Here is a 17180-nt window from a genome sequence, read left to right as displayed (position 1 = left end):
CCGCCAGCCGTTCAGCCATGGCCTCGGGCTTGCCGAACTCTGTGACCCTCAACACCCTCGAATATCTTGGAAAGATGCAACTCGGCCCCGGGCGACAGCGCAAGGTACAATGTCTTGAAGAGCGCGCGCGCCGGGTGCCCCGGCCAGTCCGGCGGCAAGGCTGCGTCTGGCAGCCTCGGGTCCGGCTGCAAGACGAGTCGCCACGCGTGAACCAAGAGCAGCCGCAACGTGAGCGCATCCCCCGGCGAGAGAGTCGGCACCTGACGCATGATCGGGGAAAACTGTGCCAGAAGGTCGACATACCCCTGCGCATGCGTGGCCAGGTCCCAGGTCTGCGCCACGAACTCCGGTAAAAGGTCGGTGTCGCCAACCGCTTCGCCGTCAAATGCCAAGACACCAGCGGGCACCGGGCCACGCGCCGGACCAACCGCCAGATGCGGCCGAAGGCGGGCATAACCCTGTCGTTCAAGCTGCGAAAGGCGGGGCTCGGCACCGCCTTCGGGGATGTAGACAAAGCGCCAGGCAACTGGATCGGGCGGACCGTAGATCAGAGCCGCCGCGTCGGCATATTCCGCCTGAACGCTCTCGGACAGCCGATAAAAACTGTGCCGCCCATGCCGGACGCCCGCAAGCTGCCCCGCCGTGACCAGCCGTGAGACCGCCGTGCGCACCAAGGTTTCGCTGATTCCGACCGCCGCGCAAATCTCGATGATCGTTCCCATCCAAACCTCGCCGCCGCGCGGCACCACCGCATCACCGTAGAGTGTCACGATAAACCCGGCTGCACGCAGTGGCATCGCCTGAACAATCTGTTCGACCCGCAACTCCGGCTGGGATTGCTCGTTCTCGGAATGCGCAAGTTTCGACATTGCGGTTCTGGGCACCCGGCCCCCCTTCTGACTGTATGTCATACTGTGGCACAGGCCACGCGCGCTGACGAGTGGAGAAACCCTTGTACATGTGTAGCATTCATGCGACCCAAATCCGAACCGCGCAGGAGCCCGCATGTCTGCAATCGCCGCCCCGAGTCGCCCAACGCTGATAAACTGGGTCGAGATCTTTGGTCTCGGCATGATCTGGGGTGCATCCTTTCTGGCGGTGCATCTGGCACTCGATGGAATCGGACCGTTTGGCATTGCGACCGGACGGATTGTCTTTGCCGCCGTCACGCTGTCGCTGTTGTGCCTTGTACGCCGGTTGCCGCTGCCGTCGCTGCGCAAGACGCCGAAAATATGGCTGCACGCGACCGGCATGGCGTTTTTCAGCAATGTGTTGCCCTTTACGCTTTTGTCCTGGGCGCAGCAGCATGTGACCTCGGGCTTTGCCGGAATCACGATGGCCATGGTGCCGCTGTTCACCGTCAGTCTCGCCCATCTTTTCCTACCGGGTGAACGCCTGTCGCGCTACAAGGTCACCGGGTTTGCGATTGGCTTGGTCGGGGTGGTGATCTTGATTGGCACCGACGCATTGGACACCGTCGGCACCGAGCTTGAACCCGTCGCGCGGTTGGTGTGCATCGGCGCGACGCTATCCTATGCCATCGGCTCGATCATCACCCGGCGCTGCCCGCCAGTCGATCCGATCGCGTTCAGCACCACCGCATTGCTGGTGGCCAGCGCCATGATCCTGCCCGTCGCCCTGCTGGTCGAGGGGTTGCCGCACACCATGCCGCCCGTCAGCGCTTTGGCGGCTCTGGCGTATCTGGGGTTGCTGCCCACTGCGTTTGCCACGCTGGTTCTGGTGCATGTGATCCGCACGGCCGGTCCGACGTTCCTGACCATGACCAACTACCATGTGCCGGTCTGGTCGGTGATTTTCGGCACCGTGATCCTGGCGGAGCCGCTGCCACCGCAGTTCCTGATTGCCTTGGGGTTGATCTTGTTGGGCCTGCTGATCAGCCGGATCGGCCTGAAGCGCATCCATGCCAGCAGCGCAATGATCCGCTGATCAGCGTCCGCTCACAGCGCGCCTTCGATCTCGTGGACAAGGCCCGCGACGATCTGATCCATCAGGCCCGCGTCCTCGCATTCGACCATGACCCGCACCAACGGCTCTGTGCCGGATTTGCGGATCAACAAACGCCCGCAGCCCTGCAAACGCGCCTCGGCGTCGGTGATTGCGGCCTTGACACAGGCAGCGTCCATCGGCGTTTGACCGGGCGCATAGCGCACATTGTGCAGCTTTTGCGGCACCGGCTCGAATTGACGGGTCAGGGCGCTGGCTGCCTGGCCGGTTTCCGCCATCGCCAACAGAAACTGCAGACCCGCGATCAAGCCATCGCCGGTTGTGGCGTAATCGGTCATCACGATATGACCGGATTGTTCGCCACCAAGGTTCAACCCCCGTTCGCGCATCCGCTCCACGACATAGCGGTCGCCTACCGCCGTGCGCTCCAGCTTCAGGCCGTGCCCCTGCAGATACCGCTCCAGCCCCAGGTTGGACATCACCGTGGCAACCAAGGTGCCGTCGTTCAGCCGCTCGGCCTCGGCCCAGCGGCGCGCGAACAGCGCCATGATCTGATCGCCGTCGGCCACGCGCCCATGTTCATCGAGGATCAACACACGGTCCGCATCACCATCGAGGCAAATCCCCAGATCGGCGCCGTGCGACACCACCGTCTCGGCCGCCGCCCGTGGTTTCGTCGAGCCGACGTCCTGATTGATGTTGAACCCGTTGGGGCTGACACCCACCGGGATCACCTCGGCCCCCAACTCCCACAACACTTCGGGGGCGGCCTTGTAGGCGGCCCCGTTCGCGCAATCAATGACCACCTTCAACCCGTCCAGCCGCACGCCGCGCGGCAATGTGGTCTTGGCATATTCGACATAGCGGCCCAAACCATCGTCGATGCGTTTGGCACGGCCAATGTCCAACGGCGCCGCCAGTTCCACGTCACCGGCCAACAGCGTCTCGATCTCGGCCTCGACACCATCGGACAATTTGAACCCGTCCGGGCCGAAAAACTTGATCCCGTTATCCGTGGCTGTGTTGTGGCTGGCCGAGATCATGATGCCCAGATCGGCCCGCATCGAGCGCGTCAGCAGCCCCACCGCCGGGGTCGGCACCGGGCCAAGCAGCAGCACGTTCATGCCCGTCGAGGTCAGCCCCGCCGTGAGTGCATTCTCCAGCATGTAGCACGACAGGCGCGTATCCTTGCCGATTACCACACGATGCGAGTTCTTGCCGTCCAGCTGAAAATATCGACCCGCCGCAGCCCCCAGTTTCAACGCCATCTCGGCGGTCATGGGCCAGGAGTTCGCCTGCCCGCGTACACCGTCGGTACCAAAGAATTTCCGGGTCATGTCGTCGCTCCTTCACCTGTCAGGGCACGCCAGAGTGCCAAGGCCTGCACCGTTTCCGCCACATCGTGAACCCGCAGGATCTGCGCGCCCTGCCCCGCCGCCATCAGCGCCACAGCCACCGAACCGGGCATCCGAAGGCTTGCGTCCTCCACCCCGGAAATCGTGCCGATGAATCGCTTGCGCGAGGCCCCCAAGAGAATCGGAGCGCCCAGAGAATGAAACATCGACAGCCCGCGTAAAAGCGTCAAATTATGCAGCTTGGTTTTGCCGAACCCGATGCCGGGGTCGGTGATCACCTGTGCCGCATCCACCCCCAGCGACACCGCCAAGTCGATGCGCTGCGCCAGATAGTCATAGACCTCGGTCAGCACGTCGTCATAGCGCGGATCGCTCTGCATGGTCTGTGGCGTGCCCTGCGCATGCATCAGACAGATTGGCACGCGCGACGCCACGGCCACCGCCGCCAGATCCGGGTCATAGCCCAGCGCCGAGACATCGTTGATCATATCGGCACCCGCGCCCAGGGCCGCCTCGGCCACCCGTGCCTTGCGCGTATCAATCGAGATCGGCGTGGTGATCCCCGAGGCGCGGATCGCCATGATCACGGGCACGGTGCGGGCGATCTCATCGACCACGGGCACGTCCTGCGCGCCGGGCCGCGTGCTCTCGCCGCCGATATCCAGAATATCCGCGCCGGCCGCCACCATCGCACACGCGCGCGCCAAAGCCGCCTCCAGCGTGAACGCCGTGCCGCCGTCGGAAAAGCTGTCGGGCGTGACATTGACGATGCCCATCACCAATGGGCGGTCGTTGGGCAGGTTTGGCAGGATCGCGCGAGGCCGTGCCAGATCGGGCCAACTTGCCGCCGCATCAAGGGTTCGCTGCGTGCCGTCGACGCGCTCGACCGTGTCGAACCAGACATGCGCCGACCCGGCCAAAGCCTGCGCTTGCGGGGGACGGGGCAGATCGGTGCGGGGGCGAGCATGGCGATAGGTCATGCCAGTCGCGTAAGCCAAGCACGCGCGCTTTGGCAAGCCCCGGCTGCGGGCTAGGTGGGGAATGTTTCAACCGGCACGCGGCTTCCAGCCGATACCGGTGCGCCCTCGGGCATGATCAGCGCGGTGGCGGCCAATGACTCCGCCAGCCAGAGCGCCAGCGCCGGGCCATTTCCCGCGCGGTCTATCGGGCCATCCGAGGCATCCAGCACCAGCTTTGACGGCGCCCAGACAATCGTGTTGCCCTGCCGGATCGCCCAGTCGATTTCGGTGCGCGAACTCGACAACCAGCCAATCCCGGTCGCGTGAGGCCAGAACCCAGGCATTTGTCTCGATCGCCAACAGGTCGATGCGCCGCTGCACGGCGGCAATGCCGACTTGCTCGACCTTGGACACCGGCAAGCCAACGCACAGAACCACCGGCAACCCACGCGCCTCAAGCGCGGCAATCCGCGCGTTCAGGTCAGGCGCGGCCATGGTTTGGTTGTCGACGAACACCACCAACGGATGCAACGCACCACCCTCGGCGGTCTGTGCCTGCACCGGCTGCGCGGCGCGCGTGCGGACAATATCCACGCCCAGCTTGAACGGACCACGATCCAGCTTTTCGATCCGCACAAAGACCCGCATGGCTTGCGGCGCGGCCAGAATGCGTTCGGCGACATGTTCGGCCAGCGTTTCCAGCAGGTTCAGGCGGCCCAGCGCCAATTCATCCGAAATCGCCTCGGTGATGCGGTCATACGACATGATCCGGTCAACATCATCATCCACCGGACCGGTCTGCGGCACAACCTCGACCACCACATTGAACATCAGACGTTGGGTCAGGCCGCGTTCGGTCTGAAAGGCCCCGATTTCGGCCTCGACCTGATAATCGCGCAGGGAAATCCGGTCGCGCGGGTCAGCCGAGGCGGTGGCTTCGGCGCGCTCTTCGGGATGCGCGAACGCAAGATGGGAATCGGTGCTCATGCGCGCCTCATTGGCCGAGAGTGCCCCGGCGGCACCAAAAGCGTCTTACCGCGCTCACGACATGATGCACAGTCCCGAGCGGCCAGAAATCGACGCTTCGCGACGCGATTCCGGTCGCGTCAGTTGCTCGAAAGGCGCACGGGCTCGCGGTAAAACAGATGCGAGCCGAATTGCCCGGTGCGTTGGAACGCAGTCGCCCAGCGCGGGCGCACCCCGGTGGTGTGGAAATGCGTGGCACCCGAAGTCAGCTCACGCGGTGCGCCGGACACCATGATCTGCGCAATCGCCCCCGCCAATCGCCGGGCGCGCGGCTCGACCATCGCGCGTGAGCGGCCGTTGCACGCATAGCTGAACTGGCAGGCATTCAAGCGATCCGCATTCTGATGCACGACGCCGCAGACGGTGCTGGGGTAATTCGGCAGATCGACGCGGTTCAGGATCACTTCGGCCACGGCAAACTGGCCATAGACATCTTCACCGCGCGATTCGTGATAGATCGCTTCTTGCAAGCACTGCACCTGTTCGCTGGCCGCCTGGGGCATGGTCATCAAGAAACTGGTGTCATAACGGCGCAAGGCCGTCGTTTCCGCCTGCGGCGCAGTAACCCGGCTGATCAAGGCCTCGGGCACGCTGCGCATCGCGGCACGTTCGGCGCTCAGCGCAATGGCCAAGCCTTGTTCTACAGCCAATTCCGCGGCAGCTGGCAGCGCCGAAGAGAGTGCAAGAGCCATCGCAACCCCAAGGGGCGCAATCCGGTTCGCAAATCTCATATCGTCAATCCTCTGTCGACCGGTGGCAACGCCAAGCGTCCGCCATCAGTGTCTGGCTGACCGTCACATCGACGGTCAATTTCTTGCTTTATTATCCGTTCCGAGCAGCTCGGCCTCCCCCCGGGGACCACTTGAACTGCCTGTGAGATACCTCAAATTCCGCGCAAAGTCTACATTTCTGCCACGCAGGCCGAGTCCGGGGTCCGGCACCAATTGCCGCAACGCCGCAGCGCCGCCGCGACCGGCAGCGCCGCGCTGCGCAAATTCGGCAGATTCACACAAGGATTTAAGCGTCAGCAGGTGCCGACCTGCACCTCAACGGAACACCGGCATAGGCTCGGCGGCGTCGTTGACGTCAATGGTCAGCTGCGCTGCAGCGAGCCGCGCGATAGGCACCCGGAACGACGAGCACGAGACATAATTGAACCCGGCGTTGCGACAGAAGGCTATCGATTTGGGGCTACCGCCATGCTCACCGCAAATTGATAATGTCAGACCTTTGTGAACCTTCCGGCCACGCTCGGCAGCGATCAAAAGCAATTCGCCGACGCCGTCGATGTCCAGCACATGAAACGGGTCTTCGGGAAACACACCCGACTGCACATAATAGGACATGAACCGCCCCGCATCGTCGCGCGACAGGCCATAGGTCATCTGTGTCAGGTCGTTGGTTCCGAACGAAAAGAAATCCGCATGTTGCGCGATATCATGCGCGCGCAACGCCGCACGCGGCGTCTCCACCATCACGCCCAACCGATATTCAAACGCGGTCCCTTGCTCGATGCGCACCGACGCTGCCACGGCATCAATGCGCGCCTTGACCAACTCGACCTCGCGGCTGGCCGACACCAGCGGGATCATGATCTCGGGCACGACCTTGTCACCGCGACGCCCGGTTTCAATCGTCGCCTCAAAAATCGCCCGCGCCTGCATCTCGTAGATTTCCGGCAGCGTCACACCCAGCCGCACACCGCGAAGGCCCAACATCGGGTTGAATTCGGCCAATTCCTCGGCACGTCGGGTGATTTCCGACAGCGGCTTGTCCAGCGCATCGGCCAACTCGCGCATCCCGTCGCGGGTGTGCGGCAAGAATTCATGCAAGGGAGGATCGAACAGGCGAATGCAGACCGGCAAGCCCTGCATGATCGAGAAAAGCTCGGTGAAATCAGAGCGTTGCATCGGTAAAAGCCGTGACAGGGCCGCCGCGCGATCCTGCGAGGTATCGGCAAAGATCATCTCGCGCATCACCGTCAGGCGGTCGTCCTCGAAGAACATATGTTCGGTGCGGCACAGGCCGATACCCTCGGCCTTGAACGAGCGCGCAATCCGCGCATCGGCCGGAGTGTCGGCATTCGCGCGCACACCAATGTCGCGCAACTCATCCGCCCAGTCCAGCAACGTATTGAACCCGTCATCCAGCGCCGGTTCCAGCAGGTCCACCGCGCCCAGCAAGACCTCTCCGGTGGTGCCGTCAATGGTGATGACATCACCCTCGGACAGTTTGTGTCGCCCGGTGCTCAGGGTCCGCGCTTTCAGGTCAATCCGCATCCCGGTCGCGCCGACGATACACGGCAAGCCAAGCCCGCGCCCGATCACCGCCGCGTGACTGGTCATCCCGCCCCGCTCGGTCACCACACCATGCGCCGCGTGCATTCCCCGAATATCCTCGGGCGAGGTTTCGCGTCGCACCAGAATGCAACGTTCCCCGCGCGCCGCACTGGCCTGCGCGGCGGTCGAGGTAAACACCAGTTTGCCCGTCGCCGCCCCCGGGCTGGCGGCAATCCCCCGCACGATCGCATCACGCTTGCCGCGTGGATCGACCTGCCAGTGCAGCATCTCCGACAACGCGCCCGGCGTGACTCGCATCAGCGCCTCTTTTTTGCTGATCACCCCGTCAGTCGCCAGATCAACCGCGACCCGCACCGTGGCCCGGCTAGAGCGCGGAACCTTCAACGCGTCCAGCACCCAGACCACACCGTTGACCACCGTGAACTCAATCTGCATTTCCTCGCGCAGCTTGGCCCGGCAGATCGCACCATGCGCCACCAGTTGCGCAAAGGCTTCGGGGTGCTCGTCTTCCAGCGACGGGCCGCGCGGATCATGCGTCAGGAACAGCGCCTGCGGATTGTTCGACAGCGCATCGCGCCCCTGCCCGCGCACGGCATAGCGCCCGGTGATCTGTGCGGCGCCGGTGGCCGGGTCGATGAACTGGATCACGCCGGCACCGGCTTCGATCGTGCCAAAGCCGCCCGCCATCGCCTGCACAACCAAGCCCAGGCCCGCCTCGGCAGGGGCGCCCTTGGCTTGGCGCAACAAGCGCGCCGAGGTGCCCTCCCACGCCCGCGCCATCGAGCGCAGCACTTCGGCCAGCTGCCGCTTCGGGTCTTGCGGGAAGGGCTCTTCCATTTCGGATTCGTAATCGCGCAACGCAGCCTGCAACGCTGGCAAACACGGCTCGACGCCCGAAAACATATCCGGGTCCAGCCGCGCAACATGCTGGGCGTAGGACTGCACGAAGGCCAGATACAGCGCGGTCGCGGCGCTCTCGCCGTATTCCTGCGCGATTTCCGCGTGACGTTCGTCATTCATGCCGATGTTCAGGATCGCGCCCGGTCCGCCCCAATCGGGGTTCTCGGCCGAGGGGCGCACCGACATCAACTGACCCTTCGGGAAGCGCCCGATCAACGAGCCCAGCTCTGGCATCGCCCCCGCGGCGATAGCGCGCACCGCATTGAACGACAGCGCCACCGTCTTTGGCACCGGCATATCCAGCCGCAACAGCCGTTGCAGGCATTTCGCGCGCCAGCCATGCGACCGGGTTGCGACGGGCGCGGAACTGGTGATTTCGGTGTAATCGACGAGGCTGAGGTTCTTGGTCGGCATGCATGTCTCCTGACGCGCGCAGGATAGGCTTATCCGCCCACCGTGCAAGCGCAGAAATTCATGGCGTTTGGGGGCGCTGCCCCCTCGGCCTGCGGCCTCACCCCCGGAGTATTTTGGGCAAGATGATGCCGGTCAGCCGTCCAGTTTGGTCAGGTCCGCCACGCCGCCGCAAATGGTGCGGATGCGGTTGAGGAGGTTCAGGCGGTTGCGGCGGATGACCTGGCTGTCGGTGTTGATCTGCACCGTCTCGAAGAACGCATCAATCGGCGCGCGCAGAGCGGCCATCGCGGTCATGGCGGTGGCAAAATCTTCCGATTGCATGGCGGGGGTGATCGCCTTTTCGGCGGTGTCGAGGGCTTTGAAGAGGGCGCGCTCTTCGTCGGTTTCCGCGAATTTGAGGTCCGCGCCAAAGGAGTATTCAACGCCGTCCTTGTCCTCGGCCTGGGTCAGGATGGTGTTGGCGCGCTTGAAACCTTGCAGCAGGTTCGGGCCATCCTCGGATTTGAGGAAGGCGGCGAGGGCCTCTGCCCGGTTGACCAGAAGGGTGAGGTCGTCGTCGCCGGGCATGGCGAGGCAGGCGTCGATGACGTCGTGGCGGATGCCTTGGTCGCGCAGGTAGACCTTGAGGCGGTCGTGGAAGAAGGAAGGAAGCTCTGTCGTAGCAATCAGGTCTGAAATCCCTTCACGCTCTTCCTTTGTCAAGCGGGCAAGTTGTTCGCTATTCTTCGCCGCATCGACCGTGGCGCTTGTCAACGCTGCAGCAAATACACGACGCAGATCTGCCCGCACCCCATTCCCCAGCACCAACCTAATCACCCCCAGCGCGGCGCGGCGCAGAGCAAAAGGGTCTTTGGAGCCGGTGGGTTTTTCGTCGATGGCCCAGAAGCCGGTCAGGGTGTCGATCTTGTCGGCCAGGGCGACGGCAACGGACACGGGGTCGGTCGGCACATCATCCGAAGGGCCAAGCGGTTGGTAATGCGCCTTGCAGGCATTCGCCACGGCATCTGGCAGGCCCGCCTGCTTGGCATAGTAGACGCCCATCGTGCCTTGCAGTTCTGGGAACTCGCCGACCATCGCCGATTGCAGGTCGGCCTTGGCGATCCGGGCGGCCTGTTCCGCAAGCTCAGGATCGGCCCCCACCAGCGGCGCGATCTCGCGCGCAAGGGCAGAAATCCGATCTATCCGTGCTTTCTGACTGCCCAGCTTGTTGTGGAAGGTGACATTGGCCAGACCTTCGGCCATGCCCAAAAGTCCGACATTTGAAATCGTGCGCAAGTCGTTCTGCCAAAAGAACTTTGCGTCCGACAGGCGAGCGGCCAGAACCTTCTGGTTTCCGGCCAGGATGGTCGCGCCGTTGTCGGCGGTCTCGCGGTTGGCGACTGTCACAAATCGAACAATTCGCCCATCCTTGGGATCACGCAGCGAAAAGAATTTCTGGTGCTCGCGCATCGAGGTTTGCAGCACCTCGGGCGGCAAATCGAGGAAGTCTGCGCCGATCTCCCCGACCAGCACCACCGGCCATTCCACGAGGCCCGCAACCTCGGCCAGCAGGCCCTCGTCCTCAGCCAATTCCAGCCCCAAGGCAAAGGCGCGGTTCCGGGTGTCATGGGCGATCGTCTCGGCGCGGTCCTCGGGGTCGAGCACCACATACGCGCGCTTCAGCTTGGCGGCGTAATCCTCGAACCCGGTCACGGAAAACGCATCGGGCGCCATGAACCGGTGGCCGCGTGTGGTGTTGCCGGCAACAATCCCGTCCACCGTCAAGGGCACAACTTCGGCCCCGGCCTCGGTGGTCATCAGGCACAGGATCGAATGCAGCGGACGCACCCAGCGCAACGCCCCGCCCCCCCAGCGCATCGCCTTGGGCCAGGGGAAATTGCGGATGGATTGCTCCAGAACCTCGGCCAGAATATCTGCCGCCAAACGCCCCGGACGCTCAATCACCGCCAGATAGAACGCGCCCTTCTTGTCGTCGCGCGTCTCCAGCTGCTCCAGCGTCAAGCCAGTCGAGCGCAGGAACCCATCCAAGGCCTTTTCGGGCGCACCAACCTTGGGGCCTTTACGCTCCTCGCGCTGCAAGGGGCTCTCGGCGGACAGGCCTTCGATGGCCAGGGTCAGGCGGCGGGGCGTCGAGTAAGCGCGGGCATGGGCATAGCTGAGGCCGCCTTCGACCAGCCCATCGGTGACCAGTTTTCGCAGATCCTCGGCGGCGCGGCGTTGCATCCGTGCGGGGATTTCTTCGGAGAAAAGTTCGATCAGGACATCGGGCATGGGTACGGCTTTCAGGACAAGTCTGGGCGGGCTGAATAGGACGAGGTGTTTTACTGCGACTGCGACTGCGGCGGGGGTGGGCAACCCGCAGGCACCGGATCGCCATCGAAATGAGCGGCACCGCAAGCGTTGATCTGCGGCCAGACATAGGCGCGGCCATCGGGGTAAAGCGCCATGATGCGATCAAAACCGTAGGGGGCGTTGGCCTCGACCAGAACGGCGCGCGCCGCCCCCGATACCAGTGCCCCGCCGATCTGCGCGGCGTCGAAACAGGAGAACCAGCCCGGCGCATTCAGCGGGTCCGCGCCCTCATAGGCGATCAGCGGCGGCACATCCCCCACCACGGTAAAGCACGCGCGATAGCGAAGCGGCGATGAAAAGGAATCGATGCCCTCAAAATCCGCGATATCGAGGCGCGCCGTGCCGTCGTCGTGCGCGACCTGATAGCCGATTTGCGGCTCCAGCGTCTCATAATAGCCATAGACTTGGAGGTAATACATCCCCGCGCCACCAACCAAGGCGACGCCGACGATCAATCCTGCCGCAAACTTACCGTTCATCAATGCCAATCCCAGTTTATTTCGGGCTTCGTCATCCCGGCGGCTTTTTCCTTGAGCGCGCGGGTTCTGGCTGCCAGCTGACTCAGGACGCGTTCGTGTGTTTCGACGAAAATCCGGTCGATCAGGGCACAATCTGGTTCGGACAACAGCCGTTCCAAGAGGTCCACTTCAGCCCCTTCAATATCCATTTTGATCAACTTCACAGGGCGATCAAGCTCTCGCAGGAACATGACGAAATCCTTGACCTCGACGAGGATGAAATCCGCTTCATCCATGTCCTTCTTTCCGGCGATGATTGACGATGCCGTGGTGCGCCGCTCTGGAGCCGCCGCAAAATCGCGGTGACGAAACAGCTTGAACTCTCCTGCCTGCCCGCCCGCGGCGGCGGCGATCAGTGTGACGTTGGGAAAGCCAGCCACATTGGCCCGAAGGCGTGCAAAGGCATAGGGGTCAGGTTCGAAGGCATAGACCGTGCAACCGCGCGCGGCCATTTTTTGGGTAAAGAGGCCAATATTGGCGCCAAGGTCGATCGCGATATCGTCGGGGCCAAGATCAGCCACGGCGGCGTCGAATTGTTGCTGCGCACGGCCACGCACGCGGGATTTTTCGCCGCTCAGGCGTCGCCAAGCCCGGTCGAGACCTTGCTTTACGCGTTCAAAGCTCAGCATATGCGTCCCCGACCTGGAGCGCCGCCCCGGCCAATCACGCGGCATATCCCCCGGCTTCAGTCTGCACAAACGCATCGGCGCATTGCTTGGCCAAAGCGCGGACCCGGCCGATATAGGCTTGGCGTTCCGTGACCGAGATCACCCCGCGCGCATCGAGCAGGTTGAACAGATGGCTGGCCTTGATGCATTGGTCATAGGCCGGGTGCGCCATGATGATGCGCTTGCCGGTGTTGGGGTCTTGCGGATCAAAGCCCAGCAGGTGCTGGCACTCACGCTCGGCGTCCTCAAAATGGCGCAGCAGCATGTCGGTGGTGGCGCCGTCGAAATTGTGGCGGCTGTATTCCTGTTCGGTCTGGCGAAACACATCGCCATAGGTCAGGGCGATCGGCGCATCGGGGTCATTGAACGGCATGTCCATGACGTGATCGACACCCAGCACATACATGGCCAGACGCTCCAACCCATAGGTTAACTCGCCCGAGACCGGGTGGCAATCATGCCCACCGACCTGCTGGAAATAGGTGAACTGGCTGACTTCCATGCCGTCGCACCAGATTTCCCAGCCCAGCCCCCAGGCGCCCAGGGTGGGGGATTCCCAATCATCCTCGACAAAGCGGATATCGTGCAGCGTGTCGTCGATACCGATGGCGCGCAGGCTGCCCAGATACAGGTCTTGCAGGTTGGGCGGCGAGGGTTTGATCAGCACTTGATATTGATAATAGTGCTGCAAGCGGTTCGGGTTTTCGCCGTATCGCCCATCCGTCGGACGGCGCGAGGGTTGCACATAGGCCGCCGACCACGGTTGGCTGCCCAGCGAGCGCAGCGTGGTCGCCGGGTGAAACGTGCCCGCACCGACTTCGAGGTCATAGGGTTGCAAGATCGCGCAGCCTTTGGACGCCCAGTAGGACTGAAGGCGCAGGATGATTTCCTGAAAACTGCGGGGCTTTGTGGCGGTCTGTGGCATCTGGGCCTCGGTCTGTGGCTCTGAATCTGCCGCAAAGATGTTTGCGGGGTTGGGTCTGCATCGATATCGAGGTTTGCGCCTCAATAGGCAAGCCAAAGGGTGCGGTCAACGTCACCTCCAAGCCCGGAAAGACACAGACCGGGGAAAAAACACGCGGAACATGGTTGAACGCCTCACGTTGCCGTTATTTAACCAGCAAAGCCCTTGTGACCCTGCTAGGGTCGCTCCAAGAATCAAGAACTCAACAATTTGTGGGACGACCGTGACTGATCGTATATTTAAAGCCGTATTCGCCGCACTTCTGATGGTTGCTCTGGCCCCGATTGCCGCATTTGCACAAGTGTCGCATTGGGTTCAGGTTGAAGCGCACGCCACCCTGCGCACCGCCGAGGAATTCGCCACCCGTTATGACCAGCGGATCGGCAATATTGCCGGGTTCCGCATTGCGGGTGGTTGGTATGCTCTGGCCGTCGGGCCATTTGCAACACCCGAAGAGGCCGAAATTCGTCGGGGTCAGCTTTTGGCAGCGCGCGAAATCCGCAACGATGCCTATGTCACCGACAACAGCATATACGGCCAGCAATTCTGGCCCGTCGGCGGACAAGCCGCCGCGGCACCCGCGGTGACCATTGCGCCGGTCGAGGCGCCAGTCGTGTCAGAAGCGCCAGTGGCGTCAACGGATACCGGGAACGCGATCACGACCGTTGCAGACGTGGTTGACGCGCCGGTCGAACCCGTCGTGGAGGTTGTCGCGGATCCCGAACCTGTCGTCGCCGAGCCAGAACCAGAACCAGCGCCAGCCCCGGCCACGATCAATGACGCGCAAGCCGATGAACGCGCCTTGACCCGCGAAGACCTCATGGCCATCCAGACCGCTTTGCAGTGGTTCGGCTTTTATCGGTCGGGCATCGACGCGCAATTCGGCCCCGGCACCCGCGCCTCGATCCGCAACTGGCAAGAAGCACAGGGCTATGAGGGCTGGGGTTTCCTCAGCGCCGCGCAGCGTCAGCAGTTGTTGCATGACTACGATCAAGCCGTCGCCCGCTACAGCTTTGGTCCGTTCCGTGACGAAGCCGCCGGCATCGAACTGACGTTGCCGTTGGGCATGATGGCATTTGACCGCCACGAGGCGCCGTTCGCGCATTTCAACGAGATCAACAACTCGGGCATGCGCGCGTTGCTGCTCAGCCAGGAAGGCTCGCAAACCACGTTTTATGGCCTGTATGAAATCCTGCAAACGCTGGAAATCATTCCCCTCGACGGTGAGCGCGATCGCGGTCGGGATCGCTTCATCATCACCGGTCAGAGCGCCACGCAACGCGCCCATGTCGAAGCCCGCCTGCAAAACGGCGAGATCAAGGGCTGGGCGCTGTTGTGGGACCCGTCGGCTGACGGTGATGCCGAATTGATCATCGCCACGATGCGCGACAGCTTCCGCTCGATCAACGGAGTGTTGCCGTCCAGCATGGGGGCGACCTCGTCCACCGTCGCGCGCCGCGACCTGATTGCCGGCCTCGAAGTACGCCGCCCGGAACGCTCGCGTACCGGCTTCTTCGTCGATGCCGTCGGCACGGTGGTAACCTCTGCCGAGGCCGTTCAAAGCTGTGACCGCGTGACCATCGACGAGGCCTACACCGCCACCGTTCGCGCCGTGGATGCCGAAACGGGCATTGCGATCTTGTCACCACAAGACCCGCTTGTTCCGCTGGCGTTTGCGCAATTCTCGAATTCTGCGCCGCGGGTCGGCTCGGATATCCGGGTTTCGGGCTTCAGCTATCAGGACACACTGACGCGTCCGATCATCACCTTTGGCCAGCTGGCCGATGTGCAAGGGTTGAACGGCGAGCAAAACCTGCGCCGCCTGACGGTCACCGCACAGGAAGGCGATGTGGGTGGTCCGGTCTTTGACAGCAACGGCACCGTGATTGGCATGCTGCTGCCGCGCATGGAAACGCCGGGACGGATGATGCCCGAGGACGTGAACTTTGCCGCGTCATCCGAGTCCATCCTGGCAGCGCTGAGTCAAGCGGGCCTGACCGGCACGCAAAGCCGCGTCAGCATCCCGATGTCGGCAGAAATCCTGACCCGCGTATCCGCCGATCTCACCGTTCTGGTGTCGTGCTGGAACTGATCAGCATCTGAACCAGTGGAAAACGGGCGGCCCGCGAGGACCGTCCGTTTTTTGTGGCGCAGTCGCGCTCGTTTGCGTCGCCTCGTCGGCACCCGATGACGCGCAGGATGCAACGGGATGTATGGGGTGTCTTTTCGGGGTTAGCTCCGACGTTGAAAACCCCGACGCACCCCGTCATTCGCCCCGAAGGCTGCGCAATCAGACGCGCCAGAACCGGGGCAGCACGATCACCACCACGGCGATCATCTCCAACCGGCCCATCAACATCGCCACGATCATCAGCCATTTGGCCTCGGTCGGGAACATGTTCATGGCCCCGGTTGGCCCGACCTCGGTGCCAAAGGCCGGGCCGATATTGCAGATCGATGTCCAAGCCGCCGTGAAGGCGGTGCGCATTTCCAGGCCGGTCAGCGACAACAGGATCGTCAGCACGCCAAACCCCAGCACAAACGCCGTGAACATCACAACCACCGAGACGACCACATCGTCATCAAGCCGTCGGCCATCGAGCAGCAGTGGAATCACGCGATTGGGCGAGACGAGTTGGCGTAGCTGCGCCTTGATGGCTTCGAACAGCACCAGAAACCGGAAAACCTTGATCGAGCACCCGGTCGAGGCCGTGCAAGCCCCGATGAACCCGGCCACGATAAACACCAGAAGCGGAAAATCGCCCCAGGCTGTGACTTCCGCGCTGCCATAGCCGGTCCCCGAAAACAGCGACACGACGTTGAACGCGGCCTCCCGGATGATCGGCTCCAGAGCTTCGTCGCTGGTCATCGCCCGGTAGATCACCACCAGCCCGACCGCATAAATCGACCAGCGGAAATAGGCGCGCACCTGAATGTCCCGAAACAACGGCGAGACCGATCCGTTGATCACCTGCACATAGCGAATGAACGGCAAACCTGCCGCCCACATGAAGAACGTGGCAATCCAGTGCGAGGCCGCACCATAGGCCCCGAACGAGGCATCCCGTGTCGAGAATCCGCCCGTCGACAGCGTCGTCAGCGCGTGATTGATCGCATCAAAGGCGTTCATTCCCGCGATCAGATAGGCCAAGGCGCACAGGATGGTCAGCCCGGCGTAGATTTGCAGCAGCATCAAACTGATATCGGCCGCCCGCGGCAAGACCTTGCCCATCGTGTCAAAGCCCTCGGAGCGGAAGTGCTGCATCCCGCCGACTTTCATCACCGGCAAGAAGATCAGCGCCACAATGACAATGCCCAAGCCGCCCAGCCATTGCAGGATCGAGCGCCACAGGAGCATCCCGGGCGGCATATCGTCCAACCCGTAAAGGATGGTGGCGCCCGTTGTCGTCATGCCGGACATGGATTCGAACACGGCATCTGTCCAGCTGACGTGGTCCAACCCCATTTCCAGCGGGATCGCCCCGAACAGCGGCAAGACGCACCAGGTCAGCGTGGTCATCAGGAAGGATTGGCGCAGCGTCAGACCTTGCTTGAGACTGTTCGAGGTCGCCAGCACCAGAACGCCGCCCGAAATCACCGTGACAAAAGACGACAGCAAGAAGACCCGCCAGTCAGGGCTGTCGTTGGCCAAATCCACGATCAAGGGTCCCAGCATGATGACGCCCAGCGTCATCAAGAGCCAGCCGATGATATTGGCAACGGGTCTGATGTCGATCATGCGAAACCCTTGGCGGCGGC

At 62.9% G+C, this 17180-nt stretch carries 12 protein-coding genes and 1 pseudogene; 2 read left to right on the top strand and 11 right to left on the bottom strand.

The genetic code is table 11. From position 1 onward, the window contains the following. Positions 1 to 11: 11 nt before the first annotated feature. Complete coding sequence (locus VDQ28_RS11435) at positions 12 to 884, bottom strand: PaaX family transcriptional regulator C-terminal domain-containing protein (protein ID WP_323036059.1); 873 nt, start codon at positions 882 to 884, stop codon at positions 12 to 14. A gap of 121 nt (positions 885 to 1005) precedes the next feature. On the opposite strand from VDQ28_RS11435, the gene VDQ28_RS11430 reads away from it, so the two are divergent. After that, complete coding sequence (locus VDQ28_RS11430; protein WP_323036058.1) at positions 1006 to 1947, top strand: DMT family transporter; 942 nt, start codon at positions 1006 to 1008, stop codon at positions 1945 to 1947. An 11-nt stretch (positions 1948 to 1958) separates the two neighbouring features. Here the strand turns inward: VDQ28_RS11430 and glmM are convergent, their stop codons facing one another. From glmM to VDQ28_RS11385, 9 genes and pseudogenes are all read right to left on the bottom strand, one after another. Next, entirely contained in the window at positions 1959 to 3302 is a 1344-nt protein-coding gene (glmM, locus tag VDQ28_RS11425) for a phosphoglucosamine mutase (protein ID WP_323036057.1), read from the bottom strand. Further along, entirely contained in the window at positions 3299 to 4300 is a 1002-nt protein-coding gene (gene folP, locus VDQ28_RS11420) for a dihydropteroate synthase (protein ID WP_323036056.1), read from the bottom strand. The genes glmM and folP overlap by 4 nt, the downstream gene beginning before the upstream one ends. Before the next feature lie 50 nt (positions 4301 to 4350). Continuing rightward, positions 4351 to 5266 (bottom strand): annotated as a pseudogene (locus VDQ28_RS11415) (dihydroneopterin aldolase). A 119-nt stretch (positions 5267 to 5385) separates the two neighbouring features. Beyond that, positions 5386 to 6036: a cell wall hydrolase gene (locus tag VDQ28_RS11410; RefSeq protein WP_323036055.1), complete on the bottom strand. Its 651-nt coding sequence runs from the start codon at positions 6034 to 6036 to the stop codon at positions 5386 to 5388. 315 nt (positions 6037 to 6351) lie between these two features. Further along, the gene (locus VDQ28_RS11405; protein ID WP_323036054.1) at positions 6352 to 8919 is read right to left on the bottom strand and encodes a putative PEP-binding protein; all 2568 of its coding nucleotides are present in this window, start codon (positions 8917 to 8919) and stop codon (positions 6352 to 6354) included. Positions 8920 to 9051: 132 nt separating this feature from the next. After that, positions 9052 to 11190, bottom strand: a complete 2139-nt coding sequence (gene glyS, locus VDQ28_RS11400) for a glycine--tRNA ligase subunit beta (RefSeq protein ID WP_323036053.1) — start codon at positions 11188 to 11190, stop codon at positions 9052 to 9054. Between the two features lie 50 nt (positions 11191 to 11240). Next, a complete protein-coding gene (locus VDQ28_RS11395) occupies positions 11241 to 11750 on the bottom strand; it encodes a DUF6446 family protein (RefSeq protein WP_323036052.1) in 510 nt (169 codons plus the stop codon). Further along, the gene (locus VDQ28_RS11390; RefSeq protein ID WP_323036051.1) at positions 11750 to 12418 is read right to left on the bottom strand and encodes an FkbM family methyltransferase; all 669 of its coding nucleotides are present in this window, start codon (positions 12416 to 12418) and stop codon (positions 11750 to 11752) included. The genes VDQ28_RS11395 and VDQ28_RS11390 overlap by 1 nt, the downstream gene beginning before the upstream one ends. Before the next feature lie 34 nt (positions 12419 to 12452). After that, entirely contained in the window at positions 12453 to 13382 is a 930-nt protein-coding gene (locus VDQ28_RS11385) for a glycine--tRNA ligase subunit alpha (protein WP_323036050.1), read from the bottom strand. A gap of 262 nt (positions 13383 to 13644) precedes the next feature. Between VDQ28_RS11385 and VDQ28_RS11380 the strand changes: the two genes are divergently transcribed. Next, complete coding sequence (locus VDQ28_RS11380; protein ID WP_323036049.1) at positions 13645 to 15513, top strand: trypsin-like peptidase domain-containing protein; 1869 nt, start codon at positions 13645 to 13647, stop codon at positions 15511 to 15513. Between the two features lie 198 nt (positions 15514 to 15711). Here VDQ28_RS11380 and VDQ28_RS11375 read toward each other — a convergent pair whose 3' ends face one another. Then, positions 15712 to 17160, bottom strand: a complete 1449-nt coding sequence (locus VDQ28_RS11375; RefSeq protein ID WP_323038112.1) for a TrkH family potassium uptake protein — start codon at positions 17158 to 17160, stop codon at positions 15712 to 15714. Positions 17161 to 17180: the final 20 nt, after the last annotated feature.

The organism is Pararhodobacter sp. (genome assembly GCF_034676545.1).
GTDB lineage: Bacteria > Pseudomonadota > Alphaproteobacteria > Rhodobacterales > Rhodobacteraceae > Pararhodobacter.
The sequence above is the reverse complement of the archived record's forward strand: the minus strand, read 5'-3'. Positions and strand labels throughout refer to the sequence as shown.